This window comes from Pseudomonas sp. GM21 (genome assembly GCF_000282215.1).
Classification (GTDB): domain Bacteria; phylum Pseudomonadota; class Gammaproteobacteria; order Pseudomonadales; family Pseudomonadaceae; genus Aquipseudomonas.
The window spans coordinates 1-15,391 of the sequence record NZ_AKJS01000084.1; the positions used below are offsets into that span (position 1 = coordinate 1).

Here is a 15,391-nt window from a genome sequence, read left to right on the forward strand (position 1 = left end):
GTAAGTGGCGGTCGTAACCGCCGTTTTCCAGATAAGCCGCAATGCCCATTTGCGTGACGCTGCAGGCCGAATGGGTACTGAATGTCTGCAAGCGCTGAATTTCCTGCTGATACTTGCCGGCAATCATCCAGCCGATCCGCACGCCCGGCGACAGGGTTTTGGAGAAACTTGAACAATAGATGACCCGATCCAGCCGGTCATAGGCCTTGAGCGATTTGGTACGCCCCTGCTCGAACATCAGTTCGCCGTAAATATCGTCTTCGACAATCTGGATATCGAAATCCGACGCCAGGCGCAGCAATTGTTTCTGCCGCTCCTCGGGCATGGTCCCACCCAACGGATTGCTCAGACGCGTGGTCAGCACCAGCGCCTTGATCGACCACTGGTTGGCCGCCAGTTGCAAGGCTTCGAGGCTCATGCCGGTGGCGGGGTCGCTCGGAATTTCGATCACTTTGAGGCCGAGCAAGTCTGCCAGTTGCAGCAGGCCATAATACGTCGGCGATTCGGCGGCAATCAGGTCGCCCGGCCGGGTCAATACACGCAGGGACATCTGCAACGCATCAACACAGCCGTGGGTGATGACCACTTCGGTCGGATCAACCACCACACCGGCATCGCGCATGCGGATCGCCACTTGCCGGCGCAACGGCTCAAAACCGGGGCTGAACATGTAGCTGAACGCCCGCGGGCTATGGAAACGGGTAACTTTGGCCAATTGCTGATGCAGCGCCCGCACCGGCAGGTAATCGACGCTGGGCACTGCGGCGCCCAACGGAAAAACACCTTCGCGGCGGGATTCGACCAACACTTGTTGAATGATACTGCTACGAGTGACCAGACCCGGACGCTCGACCCGGGCGATGTCCGGTGTCGGCGCGGTCAGGGCTGGCGTCTGGTGAACGTAATAGCCAGATTGCGGCCGCGCCCGGATCAACCCCTGGTCTTCAAGATTCGCATACGCCTGCAACACCGTCGCATGGCTGACGTTGAGCTGAGAGCTCATCTTGCGCACCGAAGGTACGCGCTCCCCCGGTTGATAGACACCACGGCGGATGTCTTCGGCCAGTTGTTGAGCAATACGTTGGTAGAGCAAGAGATTGGTCATGACGCAGCACTCGATTTCACGGGCATTTTATTCTTGTGCGAAACAATACCGGAACAGTTTAGAAGTGTACGGGGACAGTTGCCACAATAGTCGACCGTACAGTGCAGTGTCAGCAAAATCTGTACTGCTTTTGCCCTGAGTCAGGCAATTGGCAGGCGTAAAAAAACCCGGCGCTGTCTGGCAGGCCGGGTTTTCCAGAGACGCAGCCCTTAGCGGGCAGCGCCAAGCTGGCCTTTTTCGTCGGAGAACACAATTTCCACCCGACGGTTCTGCGCACGGCCACGCTCGGAGGCGTTCACGTCCACCGGGTATTCATCGCCGTAACCTTCGACCTTTATGCGTTTGTCGTCGATCCCCAGATCCATCAGCACATCCGCCACTGATTGCGCACGGTCACGGGACAGTTTGAGGTTGTCGTGCTTGCCGCCGGTGCTGTCGGTGTAGCCTTCGATCCGTACCACGCGTTTCGGATTGAGCTGCAGGAACTGAACAATTTTCAGCACTACACGGTTCGCCGAGTTTTTCAGCTCGGCTTCACCCGTATCGAACAGCACATCGCCCAATGTCATCACCAGCCCCCGGTCAGTCTGGGTGGTTGCCAACGCGACAATCTGTTCTTCAAGCCACTTGCCCTGCTGCTGAACGCTGAGCAATTTGGATTCACGCAGTGCCAATTGCAGACGCTGGCGCTCCAGTTCGAGCTTTGCAGCACGTTCTTCGTTGAGCACCTGATTGGTGTGTTCACGGGCGATTTCGCTGTAGCGCTGGCTCAGGTAGGCGTAATGCACCACGTCCGAACCGCTGCCCCAATAGCTGGACAGGCGATCAGCGCGAGCCAGGGACTCACCGGCGCGGATGACGTCTTTGGGCGCGATACGCAGCACATTGGAATCTTCCTTGACCTTCTGGAAGTCAGCACCCGCTTCTTGCAATGCGGCTTCACTGTGTTGGCCGGCGCAGCCATACAAGCTGGCGCACCCGGCAAGGATCAAGCTGCCGAGGACTTTGGACTTGAGGCTCATTGGGCATCTCCCAGTTGCTTGCGCAGACGGGTGATGCGGGTATTGAGCACGTTCAGTTGCTCCTCGCTTTTGAGGGTCAGCACCTTGGCCTCGGCCAGGCGCGCATCCAGTTCGGCCTGTTCGGCCCGCATGCGCGCACGCTTGTAGGACTGATCGGCCATGTTGCCTTGGACACGAGCAAATTTTTCTTCAGCCAGTTTCATTTCCGGCATGTCATCGGCGGTGGCGCCCACGGCTTTGGCTTGTACGAGTGCCTGTTCGGTCAGGCGAATCTGTTCATTTGGCGCCGGATCGGCTGCACAACCCGCCAGAGCCAGAACGGCCAGGGCAGCGAAAAGAGGTCGGATACTCACTAAAAATCCCTACTGTTTTGGGGTACTGACTGGTTGTTGCTGTTGCGCTTTCCAACGCTCGATATTGCGTTGCAACGCGGCGTCCGTCAGTCCTGAGGCGGGCAATTCTGTCATCTTTTTGGCCAGCTGTCCGCGCAACCACGGATCGTTGCAGGCGGAGTTATGGGAAACCGCGAGGTACAGACCGGGCTTGTCGATCGGTTGCGGGTGGGCGACCAGGTCGTTGGCCATGTTAAGCGTCTGCGCGATCGCCGTGCCTGAATAGCGTCCGGCGAGGACAAATTCCACCTCACCCAGGAGCAATTTCTGAAAGGCCTGGGTCAGGTTGGGCGTACGGTTGAGGGTCAATTGCTGATCGGCAAAAGTGCCGAATGCCGGAGTCATTCGAGACTTTTCCGACACCGCGCCGGGATGACCGTGAAGGTCCTGGACATCGCTGTAGATCAATGGGGAATTCTTGCGGGTCCAGACCAGGTAGTCGTTTTCCAACAGGGGCGGATGAATGTAATCCAGGGTTTCCAGCTCACTGACGGTCAACGGCGCATCGGCCAGCATATCCATGCGCCCGCTGCGCACTTCGTCCAGCGCCTGGGATCGTTTGCCGGCAAAAAGCAGTTCGACCTTGATGCCCAACTCCCCCGCCACGTGCTGCAACAGATCAGCACTGGCACCGATCAGTTTTCCAGGATTTTTCGGGTCTTGCCACAGGTACGGAGGTGCGTCCGGGCTGCCGGTCACGATCAGTCGCTCGCACTTGCCCGCTGCATTGCCCAGCGCCGGCAACATCGTCAAACCCAGCAGCAATGGCCAGCCGCACACGCGACGCAGATCCATGGCAACACTCTCCACTCAAATCCGGAACAAAAAAAAGCCCGACCAAAAGGTCGGGCTCTTTATAAGTCAGGCCGCTGGATTAAACCAGCTTCTCGAACTCGGGAATGGCTTCGAACAGGTCTGCCACCAGGCCGTAATCGGCAACCTGGAAGATCGGCGCTTCTTCGTCCTTGTTGATCGCAACGATCACTTTGGAGTCTTTCATGCCGGCCAGGTGCTGGATCGCGCCGGAGATACCGACCGCGATGTACAGCTGTGGTGCAACGATCTTGCCGGTCTGACCGACCTGCATGTCGTTGGGTACAAAACCTGCGTCGACCGCGGCGCGGGAAGCACCGACGGCAGCGCCCAGCTTGTCGGCCAGGGCGTACAGGTGTTTGAAGTTATCGCCGTTCTGCATGCCACGACCGCCGGAAACGACGATCTTGGCAGCGGTCAGTTCCGGACGATCGGACTTGGCCAGTTCTTCGCCAACGAAGCTCGAAGTGCCCGCGTCGTGAGCAGCGGCAACGGCTTCAACAGCGGCCGAACCACCTTCAGCCGCCACCGGGTCGAAACCGGTAGCACGCACGGTGATCACTTTCACGGCAGCGTTCGATTGCACGGTAGCGATGGCGTTACCGGCGTAAATCGGACGCTTGAAGGTGTCAGCGCTTTCGACCGAGATGATCTCGGAGATCTGGTCAACGTCCAGCTGCGCGGCAACGCGTGGCAGGATGTTTTTGCCGTTGGAAGTGGCGGCAGCCAAGATGTGGCTGAAGCCCTTGCCCAACTCTGCAACCAGAGGAGCGACGTTTTCCGGCAGTTGGTGAGCGTAGGCGGCGTTGTCGGCCACCAGCACTTTCGTCACGCCAGCGATTTTCGCAGCGGCTTCAGCCACGGCGCCAACGCCCTGACCGGCGACCAGAACGTGGATGTCACCACCAATTTTGGCGGCAGCAGCAACGGTGTTCAGGGTGGCAGGAGCCACAACCTTGTTGTCGTGCTCAGCGATTACCAAGATAGTCATGATTAGATTACCTTCGCTTCGTTTTTCAGTTTCTCGACCAGTTCAGCCACCGACTTGACCTTGATACCCGCGCTGCGTGCAGCAGGCGCTTCGACTTTCACGGTCTTGTTGGTGGAGGCGGTGGAAACGCCCAAAGCATCCGGAGTCAGCACTTCGAGAGGCTTCTTCTTGGCTTTCATGATGTTTGGCAGGGACGCGTAGCGCGGCTCGTTCAAACGCAGGTCGGTGGTGACGATGGCCGGCAGTTTCAGGGAAACTGTCTGCGCGCCGCCGTCGACTTCGCGAGTCACGGCAACGCTGTCGCCGCTGATTTCAACTTTGGACGCGAACGTGCCCTGACCATAGCCGCTCAATGCAGCGAGCATCTGGCCAGTCTGGTTGTTGTCGCTGTCGATCGCTTGTTTGCCAAGGATCACCAGCTGAGGCTGTTCCTTGTCGACAACAGCTTTCAACAGTTTGGCAACGGCCAGGGAAGTCAGATCTTCGGCGGATTCGACGAGGATGGCGCGGTCGGCACCCAGAGCCAGCGCGGTGCGCAGTTGCTCTTGAGCGGTGGACGGACCAACGGAGACGACGACGATTTCAGTCGCAACACCTTTCTCTTTCAGGCGTACGGCTTCTTCCACTGCGATTTCGCAGAACGGGTTCATCGACATCTTGACGTTGGCGAGGTCGACGCCGGAATTGTCCGCCTTGACGCGAACCTTGACGTTGTAATCAACAACGCGTTTGACAGCTACAAGAACCTTCATGGATTCCTCGTTACTCTCCGGTGAAAAGAAAGTCGCCTAGGCGAACCTGGCGGTTGATGCTCATCGGGCGCAAGGGCACCTCTAAAAACGCTGGCAAAAGTGTCAAGTGACCACCGCTCACAATGATGATGACCATTCGTCAGGGGTGACCGACGAGTCATTCATTATCGTGGCGTGTAAACTGCGCGCCATACGTGCGCTGCGCATCACCTTGTACTGCCATCGCCCTGTCTTTAGAGGTGCTCTTGAAACCAACTGTGTGCCTACGGCGAGCGCAAAACCGCCCGTATCTTGACCGGAACGCCTATTCCGGTCAATACGCTAAAATGGCCGTTCGTAAGCCGCGTGACTTTGATTTCTCTGGCTTTGAGCCAATTCAAACAAACGTTTGTATTGGACGCTGAGAGTGGTGTAGATATAATGCGCCACCCAGAGAGAAAGGTGGACTATCGATTGTCCTGATCCGCGCTCGCGCAGGGATTCATGGATGCGACACCAAACCTCCAATTAGAAAAAAAACTGTTGAGCCTTGAGTAGGAGATAACCTGTGGAACGCGAATACATGGAATTCGACGTCGTCATCGTCGGTGCCGGCCCCGCTGGTCTTTCCGCTGCCTGCCGCTTGAAGCAGAAGGCTGCTGAAGCCGGTAAGGAAATCAGCGTCTGCGTGGTCGAAAAAGGCTCCGAAGTCGGTGCTCACATCCTGTCTGGTGCCGTGTTCGAACCACGCGCCCTGAACGAATTGTTCCCGGACTGGAAAGAACTCGGCGCCCCGCTGAACACACCGGTCACCCGCGATGACATCTTCGTTCTCAAGAACGCTGAAAGCGCGCAAAAAATCCCTGACCTCTTTGTGCCCAAGACCATGCACAACGAGGGTAACTACATCATCTCCCTGGGCAACCTGTGCCGCTGGCTGGCCCAGCAGGCCGAGAACCTGGGCGTAGAAATCTACCCAGGCTTCGCCGCTCAGGAAGCGTTGATCGACGAGAACGGTGTGGTGCGCGGCATCATCACGGGCGACTTGGGTGTGGATCGCGATGGCAATCCGAAAGAAGGCCTGTACACACCGGGCATGGAACTGCGTGGCAAGTACACGTTGTTCGCCGAAGGTTGCCGTGGCCACATCGGCAAGCAGCTGATCAAGCGCTTCAACCTCGACAGTGAAGCCGACGCCCAGCACTACGGCATCGGCCTGAAGGAAATCTGGGAAATCGACCCGGCCAAGCATCAGCCAGGCCTGGTAGTTCACACCGCCGGCTGGCCGCTGGACATCATGGGCACCGAGAACACCGGCGGCTCCTTCCTCTATCACCTGGAAAACAACCAGGTGGTGGTCGGCCTGATCGTCGATCTCTCCTACAGCAACACTTACCTGTCGCCGTTCGATGAGTTCCAGCGCCTCAAGCACCACCCGGTGCTCAAGCAGTACCTGGAAGGCGGAAAACGCATCAGCTACGGCGCTCGCGCCATCTGCAAAGGCGGCCTGAACTCGTTGCCGAAAATGGTCTTCAAGGGCGGCGCGCTGATCGGTTGCGACCTCGGCACCCTGAACTTCGCCAAGATCAAAGGCAGCCACACCGCGATGAAGTCCGGCATGCTCGCCGCTGAATCCGTGGCCGAGGCGCTGTTCGCCGAGAAAGACGGCACCGAAGAACTGACCACTTATGTCGACGCGTTCAAGAAGAGCTGGCTCTACGACGAACTGTTCGCCAGCCGCAACTTCGGCCCGGCGATTCACAAGTTCGGCGCGATCGTTGGCGGTGGTTTCAACTGGTTGGACCAGAACATCTTCGGCGGCAAACTGCCGTTTACCTTGCACGACACCAAGCCGGATTACGCCTGCCTGAAGCTGGCGGCGGACTGCAAGAAGATCGACTACCCGAAACCGGACGGCAAGATCAGCTTCGACAAACTCAGCTCGGTTTTCATCTCCGGTACCAACCACGAAGAAGAACAGCCGTGCCACTTGAAACTGGCCGACCCAAGCATCCCGATCAGCAAAAACCTGCCGCTGTACGATGAGCCTGCCCAGCGCTACTGCCCGGCCGGCGTGTACGAAGTGATCACCATGGAAGACGGGGAGAAGCGCTTCCAGATCAACGCCCAGAACTGCGTTCACTGCAAGACCTGCGACATCAAGGACCCTGCACAGAACATCACCTGGGTGACGCCGGAAGGTGCTGGCGGCCCGACTTACCCGAACATGTGAGTTGAACGCCTGAACATCAAGGCTCCCGATCGGGGGCCTTTTTGTTGCCCGCTATTCAATCCAAACCACAAAACCAATGTGAATTGTGTTCAAACCTTCAGACCAAGCTCCGCCGACAGCCGAGCCGTGACCCCTTTGATCAGGGGAATCAGCTCGGCCATTTTTTCCCGCGGCATATACGGCACGGTGCTGGCGATGCTAATGCCGGCGACGATGCGCTTGCTGGCATCACGAATCGGCGCCGCCACACAGCGGATCGACGGTTCGTTGTCCTCCAGATCAAAGGCATAACCGCCCGCCACGTACTCGACCATGCGCTGCTGAAACTGCTCCCAGGATTGCTCCGGGTGCTGCGGCCAAAACAGATTTTTCCCACCCGCCGGCAAGCTGATTTCGTACAGCCGTTGCCACTCTTCCTGCGTGTCATCCAGCATCAGCGCCTTGCCGATCCCGGTGCGAGCCAAGGGCATACGATGGCCGACCCGCGAACGCATTTCCGGGCCATTGCGCCCCGGATTTTTGTGCAGGTACAGCACCTCGTCGCCTTCGCGAATCGCCAGGTGAATGGTGTCGCCGGTCAACGCCGACAGCTCATCCAGATACGGCCCGGCCAAAGTCACCAGCGGCAACTCTTCGCGCGCCTGGAAACCCAACTCGATCAGCTTCGGCCCCAACAGGTAGCCGATCTGCGGCACCACGCGCAAGTAACGCTCGTCCACCAGGCAACTGGCCAGACGATGGGTGGTGCTGCGCGTCGTGCCGATCAGCCGGGCGATCTCCTTGAGATCGCGGGCGCCGTTGGCCACGGCCTGAACCACACCCAGACCACGAAGCAGTGTCTGGGTGCCGGTCGGCGCGGCGTCCTTGGCGATTTTTGGGGCGTCTTCCTGCATATCCAGCCTTTACCGTTGAGCGAGTGAACGGGCGGCATTATGGTCGCCCGATGCCCGTGACTACAACTTGATACGCTCGACTTTGCCCACCAGCAAGATGTAGGAAAACGCGCCAATCAATGCCAGAACCGAGATGTAGGTAATCGCCGGGGCGAACGAATCACCGGTCGCCAGGAAACCGATGACAATCGGCGTGGTGATAGCCGACAGATTGCCGATGAAATTGAACACCCCACCGGTCAATCCCAACAAACGTGCCGGTGCCAAGGTTGAAACCAGCGACCAGGTGATCGATGCCAGTCCGTTACCGAAAAACGCCAGCGCCAGAAACGCGATCACCAGCGGCGTCGACTCGACGAAGTTGGCGCCAATGATCGAGGTGGAAATCAGCAGGCCACCAATGATCGGCAGCTTACGGGCGAAACCTACCGTGTAACCGCGACGGATCAGGAAGTCGGAGAAGAATCCCGAACACAGCACACCAACGAAGGCGGCGAGGAATGGCAGCGATGCCAACAGGCCGGACTTGATAAAGTCCATGCCGCGATATTTCACCAGGTAGGTCGGGAACCACGTCAGGAAAAACCACAGCGTCGAGTTGAGGCAGAACTGACCGAGGTAGATGCCCCACAGTTTGCGTTTGGTCAGGACAATCCCGAGGTCAGTCCAGCTAAATTTCGCTTTGACCTTGGCTTGTTCGGCCTGGATATCCACCAGCCCGCCGCCTTCGCGAATCAGATCGATTTCAGCATCGTTGACGCCTTTGAAATCCCGAGGCTCGCGGTACACCGCGTACCAGATCACCGCCCACAGAATGCCCACCGCGCCAGTGCTGACGAACACCATGTGCCAGCCGAATTCGTGCTGAAGCCAGGCTAATACCGGCGTCAGGAATGCGAGGCCGACAAATTGTCCGGAGGTGTAGAAACCGATGGCCGTGGCGCGTTCGCGCTCGGGAAACCAGGTGGTGACCACGCGGCTGTTGATTGGGTAGGCCGGGGCTTCCAGGGCACCGACCGCCATGCGCAAGACGAACAGGGCGATGAAGCTGCCGGCGAAACCGAGCATGACCGTGGCGATCGACCACAGCAGCAAGGCGACACTGTAGAGGATGCGCGGGGGCACACGGTCCACCAGCCAGCCGCCGGGGATCTGCATCGCGGCGTAGGTCCAGCCGAAAGCCGAGAAGATCAGCCCGACGTGGATCGGATCGATGCCCAGTTCGCTGGTCAGCGCCGGGGCCGCGATGGACAGGTTGCTACGGTCCAGGTAGTTGATCACCACGGTGATAAACAGCAGGACCATGATGAAAAATCGCTTGCGACTGGGCGTCACCAACGACGCTTGCCCAATGAGGGTTTGCGGTTGCATGAGGAGTGCCTTTTCTTATGTTTGTTGAGGTCGTGATCGTTCCCACGCTCCGCGTGGGAATGCAGCCAGGGACGCTCCGCGTCCCAATAGCGGACGCAGAGCGTCCGGTGAGGCATTCCCACGCGGAGCGTGGGAACGATCACCTTGAGGTGGATCAGGGAGCACTCACCACTCAGCAAAACTGCCATCGGCATGGCGCCAGATCGGGTTGCGCCAGCGGTGGCCGACGGCGGCGCGTTCGATCACGTATTCCTCGTTGATCTCGATACCCAGGCCCGGGCCATTCGGGATCTTCACGAAGCCTTTGTCGTAGTCGAACACCCGCGGATCTTTCACGTAATCGAGCAGGTCATTGCTCTCGTTGTAGTGAATGCCCAGGCTCTGTTCCTGGATGAACGCGTTGTAGCAAACCGCGTCCAGTTGCAGGCACGCCGCCAGGGCAATCGGGCCCAGCGGGCAATGCAGTGCCAGCGCCACGTCGTAGGCTTCGGCCATGTTGGCGATTTTGCGGGTTTCGGTGATGCCACCGGCGTGCGACGCATCCGGCTGGATGATGTCGACATAGCCTTCGCTCAGCACACGCTTGAAATCCCAGCGCGAAAACAGCCGCTCACCGAGGGCAATCGGGGTGCTGGTCAGCGGCGCCAGTTCTTTCAGCGCTTCATAGTTTTCGCTGAGCACCGGCTCTTCGATGAACATCAGTTTGTACGGATCGAGTTCCTTCATCAGCACCTTGGCCATGGGCTTGTGCACCCGACCATGGAAATCCACGCCGATGCCGACGTTCGGCCCGACCGCATCACGCACGGCTGCGACGTTCGCCAGGGCCAGGTCGACTTTTTCGAAAGAGTCGAGAAATTGCAGTTCTTCGGTTCCGTTCATTTTAACTGCAGTGAAACCACGGGAGACCGCTTCTTTCGCCGCGCGCGCGGTGTCTGCTGGGCGATCACCGCCGATCCACGAATACACGCGGATCTTGTCCCGCACCTGGCCACCGAGCAAATCACTGACTGACACGCCCAGCGCCTTGCCCTTGATGTCCCACAGCGCCTGATCGATACCGGCCAGCGCGCTCATGTGGATCGCACCACCCCGGTAGAAGCCGCCGCGATAGAGCACGGTCCAGATGTCTTCGATGTTGCGTGGGTCTTTGCCGATCAGGTAGTCAGACAATTCTTCAACGGCAGCCGCAACGGTGTGGGCGCGGCCTTCGACCACGGGCTCGCCCCAACCGGTCACGCCCTCGTCGGTTTCGACCTTGAGGAAGCACCAGCGCGGCGGAACGATGAAGGTGGTGAGTTTGGTGATTTTCATTTTCTTGTCTCTCTTATTAGAGGCAGCGCTCACAGCGCCAAAAAGTCTTAGCGAAGGGCTTTCCAGGCAGCCACGTAGGCCTTGGCATTGACCGCTACGTCCTCTGGGGTCATCCCCGGTTTGAACAATCCGGAACCGAGACCGAAGCCTTTGACGCCCGCGTCGATAAATACCTGCATGTTGTCCGGCGTGATGCCGCCGACCGGCGCCAGAACGGTCCCGGCCGGCAATACCGCGAGCCAGGCTTTGACGACCGCTGGCCCCATTTGCTCGGCAGGAAACATCTTCAGCACGTCCGCGCCCTCGGCCAATGCCGCAAAGGCTTCCGTCGGCGTCGCCACCCCCGGCGACAGGAACAACCCCGCCGCTTTCGCTGCACGCAACACGTTGGGATCACTGTGCGGCATGACGATCACTTGGCCGCCGGCGGCTTTCACGTGCTCGACTTGTTCCGGTGTCAGCACGGTGCCGGCGCCGATCAGGCAATCGGCGGGCAAGGTGCTGCGCAGGATGCGGATACTTTCGTACGGCTCAGGGGAATTAAGCGGCACTTCGATGACGCGAAATCCGGCGGCGTACAGGACTTCGCCGATGACCGCCGCTTCTTGCGGGCGCAAGCCACGCAGGATCGCGATCAGACCGTTTTGCGCCAAGGCGTGTTTGAGCATGTCAGACCTCCAGTCAGGTTTAACGGGATGGATTGGGAGTGATCAGTCCGGCAGCGAGCGCCAACTGCCAGAACCCGCGTTCGGTGGCTTGTTCGGCCAGCAGCACCCGGGCAAAACCGCAGGCGTCGAGGGCCCGGCTGTAGCGGGCACAGAGTTGGGCATTACCGATGAGGATGATCGAAGGCAGGTGCACGCTATTGCGCCGACGTCGCTGGGCGGTCGCCAGCGCTGAGAGCTCATGACCGATCAACAGCCCCGACAGATAATCCCCTTGGGCCATGGCGCTCAGATCACCGGTCAGACCGAGGCTGCGGGCACTGAACACTGTCGACAGCGGGCCGATCTCGCCGTCCGCCGACACGGCCACTTGCACGCCACGATCAAAGGCCTGGCCATCGAAAGCCGCGCCCTTTTGCTGGGTGCGTCCCAGAATGCTGTGCTCGCTGAGCACGGCGAAGATTTCGCCGGTCATGAACGTATCGAAATGCACGATGCAGCCGTCGGCCACTTCCACCCATTTCGAATGACTGCCCGGCAAGCCGATCAATAGATCCTCGCCCGCCTCGCCCTGAAGATTCTGCAGAACGCCCAGCACCTGGGTTTCTTCGCCGCGCATGACGTTCGGCAACGGCGAACGCTGAATCACCCCCGGCACGATGTGCACATCGATACCGCGAAGACTGCGAAGCGTTTGTAGGGAAGTTCCGAGACTGGCGACGTTCGCCGGCGTTTCGCGGTAGGCCGCTTCACGCCAGCCCTGGGCGCTACCGACCATGCCACAGGCGATCACCGGCAAATCCGGCTGCGCATCAAGCCAGTCACCACACGCCTCATCGAAGGCCAGTTCGAAACCGTCTGTGCATGCCTGGCCTTTGATGATTCGCGGCGTCTTGGGCAACTGCATGATCCCAGATGACAACGAACGTTGTTCGAGCACCAGGCCATCCGCAGCGAGTTTGTAAGCACGTAATGAGGTTGTCCCCCAATCGAGCGCGATCAATTGCGCGTGCATCGCTTCACCTGTTTTGTTTATTGGCAGTGAGTGAGCGGGACTATAAACCCGGAGGTGGCACAATCTCAATATATAAATATCACTCCCATATATTGGGATTTACAACTGTAACCAGATTTTTTTCAGCGAATCTCTAGAATGCCGGGCTGATTCACTCACACCCGACTCTCAAGGAAGAAAATGAAATTTGTTACGAAGCTGATGTTGTTACTCAGCATGCTCTGCTCTGCCACAGCGATCAGTGCATCGAAAGAATTGAAAGTAGGGGATATCTGGGCTTACAAGAATCCACCGGGAGAGGCGACATCGACGCTGACAATTCTGAAAATCGAAAACTATCCAAGATTCGGCAAGATCGTGCACATCCGAATCGACGGTTTGCGGTTGAATAGTCCGGTGACAGGCGAGGAGTTCGATCAAATACCTCACCTTCCATTTCAGGCTAAAGCCGTCGAACGCAGTATTACTCACCGAGTAGGAACCGCTGCTGATATTCCGGATTTCAGCGAAGGTTATGGGGAGTGGAGAGCGGCCTTTGATGAAAAGAAGGCCGGAGTTTTCACAAGCACCGTCCGGCGAACGATCGATGACTTGATGACTGGGGAATGGATTGTCGACGACTAGCCCTCGGCAAACTCGCGCAACACCGCCCCATCCATCCGATACCGCACCCACTCTTCCTGCGGCTGCGCGCCCAGCGATTTATAAAATTCGATCGCCGGTTTGTTCCAGTCCAGCACGCTCCACTCAAAGCGTCCGCAATCATTGGCGCAGGCGATTTTCGCCAGGTGGCGCAGCAAGGTTTTGCCCGCGCCGCCGCCGCGTTGTTCGGGGGTGATGTAGAGGTCTTCGAGGTACAGGCAGTTGCTGCCGAGCCAGGTGGAGTAGCTGAAGAAGAATACGGCGAAGCCGATCGGCAGGCCGTCGCGCAGGCAGATCAGGCCGTGGGCGGTGGCGCCTTCGCTGAACAGGCTGCGCTCGATGTCGGCGACGCTGGCGATGACTTCGTGGCGGGCACGTTCGTAGTCGGCCAGTTCAGTGATGAACCCGAGGATTTGCGGTGCATCGCTGGGGGTCGCCGGGCGGATCTCGATCGTCATAGGGACGTACCTTCGTCAAAGGTTGAAAACGCCATACTAAGTTGCCACGCTGCGTCCGTCACATGGGAAATTAATCCAGCGTCACGGACCATCACCTGTAGCAGCTGGCGAAGCCTGCGTCCGGCTGCGTAGCAGTCGTGATATCAGACAGCGCGGTGTTTCAGGAAAACCGCGTGTGCAGGTTTTACGACTGCTACGCAGCCGGACGCAGGCTTCGCCAGCTGCTACAAGGTCGTGTTGCGGCTGAAAACTTTTTCACTTAACAGGATGTTTATGACCACTGATGCTTTCGCACCTCTGCAAACCCTCGCCGCTGAATTGTTGCCCTACGCGCTGGAACCCGCAGAGGACGGTGCCCACGACCTGTCGCATTTGCAGCGGGTGTGGCACAACGCACGGACGATTCAAGCGCAAGAAGGCGGCGATCTTGAGGTGTTGCTGGTAGCCGTGCTGTTGCATGATTGCGTGGCGGTGGAGAAGAACTCGCCATTGCGTTCGCACGCATCGCGACTGGCCGCCGAGAAAGCGTCAGCGGTGTTGGCCGACATGAGTTGGCCCCTCGCAAAAATCAGAGCCGTCACCCATGCCATTGAAGCTCACAGCTTCTGCGCCAATCTCCCCGCCACGTCGCTCGAAGCGAAAATCATGCAAGACGCCGACCGCCTCGATTCCCTCGGCCTGCTCGGTGTCGCCCGCACATTTTACGTTGCCGGGCGCATGGGCAGCGCGCTGTACGACCCGCAGGATCCAGAAGCAATGCACCGTGACTATGACGACACACGCTTTTGCCTCGATCATTTCCACACCAAGCTGCTGCACTTGGCGGACGGTTTCCAGACCACAACCGGTCGAGAGTTGGCGCTGGTCAGGCACGAGCGGTTGAAGCGGTTCATGGAGCAGTTCATGGAAGAAATCGGCGTCGGCTGAAGCCGTCCAAAACCTGGACCGTTCGTCGTTCGTCCGGCACCAATCCAAACGGGAAGCGGACCAACATCAGGTAGAGACTCTATTAAATGGAGACGATGCCATGTTCATGTCCAGGCTGACCGCCCTCGCTCTCACCTCACTGCTGTCCTGCGCTGCGTTCGCCGTCACACTCGCTGAAGGGACAGGCCCGACCAACCCGGTCGAGGGCCCGAAAGCGCCCGCTATCCAGAGCGCACCCGGCATGAACACCGACGGCACTGCTGTCGACAGCAGCCTGCCGCCCGCTACAGGCATTGACCCACGGATTCAGGGTAATGACGCCGGCCGTCAAGGCGGACTGAACATGCCAGACACCCAGTCACCTGACAACTCCGGCACCACCGGTGGCTCGGGCCCCGAGGACGGCGCCAATCAATAGCTCGCCCACGCGAATGACCTCTCCACAACCATCAAGAGGTAAGCATGAACGACGATAAAAACCTGGAAAAAGAAGTCCTGATCCGCCTGTTGCACGCCCACCCGAATGGCTTGGGCAAAGAGGTTCTGGACAATTATCGGGGGGAGAAAGTCGTGGCCAGTACCCTCGCCACCCTGCAGGACCGGGGGCTGATTCAACACGGCCATGTGAGTTGCAATGAGGCTGGCGAGCACACGGTGAATCTGCCGATCAAACTCAGCAGTGCCGGGGTTGAGGCGGCTCGCAAGCTGGATTGCTGAATACGCGGGGTAAAGTTCAGGATCATTTTTGAGTTTACTGGCCCCATCGCGAGCAGGCTCGCTCCCACCGTGGTTCTGCGTCACAAACAGATCCCTTGTGGG

17 protein-coding genes are annotated in these 15,391 nt (G+C 58.8%); 5 read left to right on the forward strand and 12 right to left on the reverse strand.

The window, feature by feature from the left end; all coding sequences use genetic code 11:
- From PMI22_RS15730 to PMI22_RS15705, 6 genes are all read right to left on the reverse strand, one after another.
- The coding region (locus PMI22_RS15730) for an aminotransferase-like domain-containing protein (protein WP_007945684.1) at positions 1-1,105 on the reverse strand (1,105 nt) is incomplete at its 3' end.
- Positions 1,106-1,314: 209 nt separating this feature from the next.
- The gene (locus PMI22_RS15725; protein WP_007945685.1) at positions 1,315-2,127 is read right to left on the reverse strand and encodes an OmpA family protein; all 813 of its coding nucleotides are present in this window, start codon (positions 2,125-2,127) and stop codon (positions 1,315-1,317) included.
- Positions 2,124-2,480, reverse strand: a complete 357-nt coding sequence (locus tag PMI22_RS15720) for a DUF4398 domain-containing protein (RefSeq protein ID WP_007945686.1) — start codon at positions 2,478-2,480, stop codon at positions 2,124-2,126. The genes PMI22_RS15725 and PMI22_RS15720 overlap by 4 nt, the downstream gene beginning before the upstream one ends.
- Before the next feature lie 9 nt (positions 2,481-2,489).
- Positions 2,490-3,314: a substrate-binding periplasmic protein gene (locus PMI22_RS15715; RefSeq protein WP_007945691.1), complete on the reverse strand. Its 825-nt coding sequence runs from the start codon at positions 3,312-3,314 to the stop codon at positions 2,490-2,492.
- A 79-nt stretch (positions 3,315-3,393) separates the two neighbouring features.
- Positions 3,394-4,323: an electron transfer flavoprotein subunit alpha/FixB family protein gene (locus PMI22_RS15710; protein WP_007945692.1), complete on the reverse strand. Its 930-nt coding sequence runs from the start codon at positions 4,321-4,323 to the stop codon at positions 3,394-3,396.
- A gap of 2 nt (positions 4,324-4,325) precedes the next feature.
- Complete coding sequence (locus tag PMI22_RS15705; protein ID WP_007945693.1) at positions 4,326-5,075, reverse strand: electron transfer flavoprotein subunit beta/FixA family protein; 750 nt, start codon at positions 5,073-5,075, stop codon at positions 4,326-4,328.
- Between the two features lie 547 nt (positions 5,076-5,622).
- Between PMI22_RS15705 and PMI22_RS15700 the strand changes: the two genes are divergently transcribed.
- Entirely contained in the window at positions 5,623-7,287 is a 1,665-nt protein-coding gene (locus PMI22_RS15700; RefSeq protein ID WP_007945694.1) for an electron transfer flavoprotein-ubiquinone oxidoreductase, read from the forward strand.
- Positions 7,288-7,376: 89 nt separating this feature from the next.
- Here PMI22_RS15700 and PMI22_RS15695 read toward each other — a convergent pair whose 3' ends face one another.
- The 5 genes from PMI22_RS15695 to PMI22_RS15675 all read right to left on the reverse strand — a co-directional run bounded on the left by PMI22_RS15695 (position 7,377) and on the right by PMI22_RS15675 (position 12,545).
- Positions 7,377-8,180 carry an IclR family transcriptional regulator gene (locus PMI22_RS15695; RefSeq protein ID WP_007945696.1) on the reverse strand — a complete coding sequence of 268 codons (804 nt, stop codon included), beginning with the start codon at positions 8,178-8,180 and terminating at the stop codon, positions 7,377-7,379.
- A gap of 60 nt (positions 8,181-8,240) precedes the next feature.
- Entirely contained in the window at positions 8,241-9,551 is a 1,311-nt protein-coding gene (locus PMI22_RS15690) for an MFS transporter (protein WP_007945697.1), read from the reverse strand.
- A 165-nt stretch (positions 9,552-9,716) separates the two neighbouring features.
- Positions 9,717-10,865: a galactonate dehydratase gene (gene dgoD, locus PMI22_RS15685; RefSeq protein ID WP_007903915.1), complete on the reverse strand. Its 1,149-nt coding sequence runs from the start codon at positions 10,863-10,865 to the stop codon at positions 9,717-9,719.
- A gap of 47 nt (positions 10,866-10,912) precedes the next feature.
- A complete protein-coding gene (locus PMI22_RS15680; protein ID WP_007945698.1) occupies positions 10,913-11,533 on the reverse strand; it encodes a 2-dehydro-3-deoxy-6-phosphogalactonate aldolase in 621 nt (206 codons plus the stop codon).
- Positions 11,534-11,552: 19 nt separating this feature from the next.
- Positions 11,553-12,545, reverse strand: coding sequence for a 2-dehydro-3-deoxygalactonokinase (locus PMI22_RS15675; protein WP_007945699.1), 993 nt, complete (start codon positions 12,543-12,545; stop codon positions 11,553-11,555).
- A gap of 180 nt (positions 12,546-12,725) precedes the next feature.
- Between PMI22_RS15675 and PMI22_RS15670 the strand changes: the two genes are divergently transcribed.
- Positions 12,726-13,169, forward strand: coding sequence for a hypothetical protein (locus PMI22_RS15670; RefSeq protein WP_007945700.1), 444 nt, complete (start codon positions 12,726-12,728; stop codon positions 13,167-13,169).
- On the opposite strand, the gene PMI22_RS15665 is transcribed toward PMI22_RS15670, so the two are convergent.
- Complete coding sequence (locus tag PMI22_RS15665; RefSeq protein ID WP_007945701.1) at positions 13,166-13,645, reverse strand: GNAT family N-acetyltransferase; 480 nt, start codon at positions 13,643-13,645, stop codon at positions 13,166-13,168. The genes PMI22_RS15670 and PMI22_RS15665 overlap by 4 nt on opposite strands.
- 273 nt (positions 13,646-13,918) lie before the next feature.
- Between PMI22_RS15665 and PMI22_RS15660 the strand changes: the two genes are divergently transcribed.
- From PMI22_RS15660 to PMI22_RS15650, 3 genes are all read left to right on the forward strand, one after another.
- Positions 13,919-14,572, forward strand: a complete 654-nt coding sequence (locus tag PMI22_RS15660; RefSeq protein WP_007945702.1) for an HD domain-containing protein — start codon at positions 13,919-13,921, stop codon at positions 14,570-14,572.
- Positions 14,573-14,672: 100 nt separating this feature from the next.
- Positions 14,673-14,990: a hypothetical protein gene (locus PMI22_RS15655; RefSeq protein WP_007945703.1), complete on the forward strand. Its 318-nt coding sequence runs from the start codon at positions 14,673-14,675 to the stop codon at positions 14,988-14,990.
- Positions 14,991-15,034: 44 nt separating this feature from the next.
- On the forward strand, positions 15,035-15,289 hold the full coding sequence (locus PMI22_RS15650) for a hypothetical protein (RefSeq protein ID WP_007945704.1): 255 nt from the start codon (positions 15,035-15,037) through the stop codon (positions 15,287-15,289).
- The last annotated feature ends 102 nt before the right edge of the window (positions 15,290-15,391 follow it).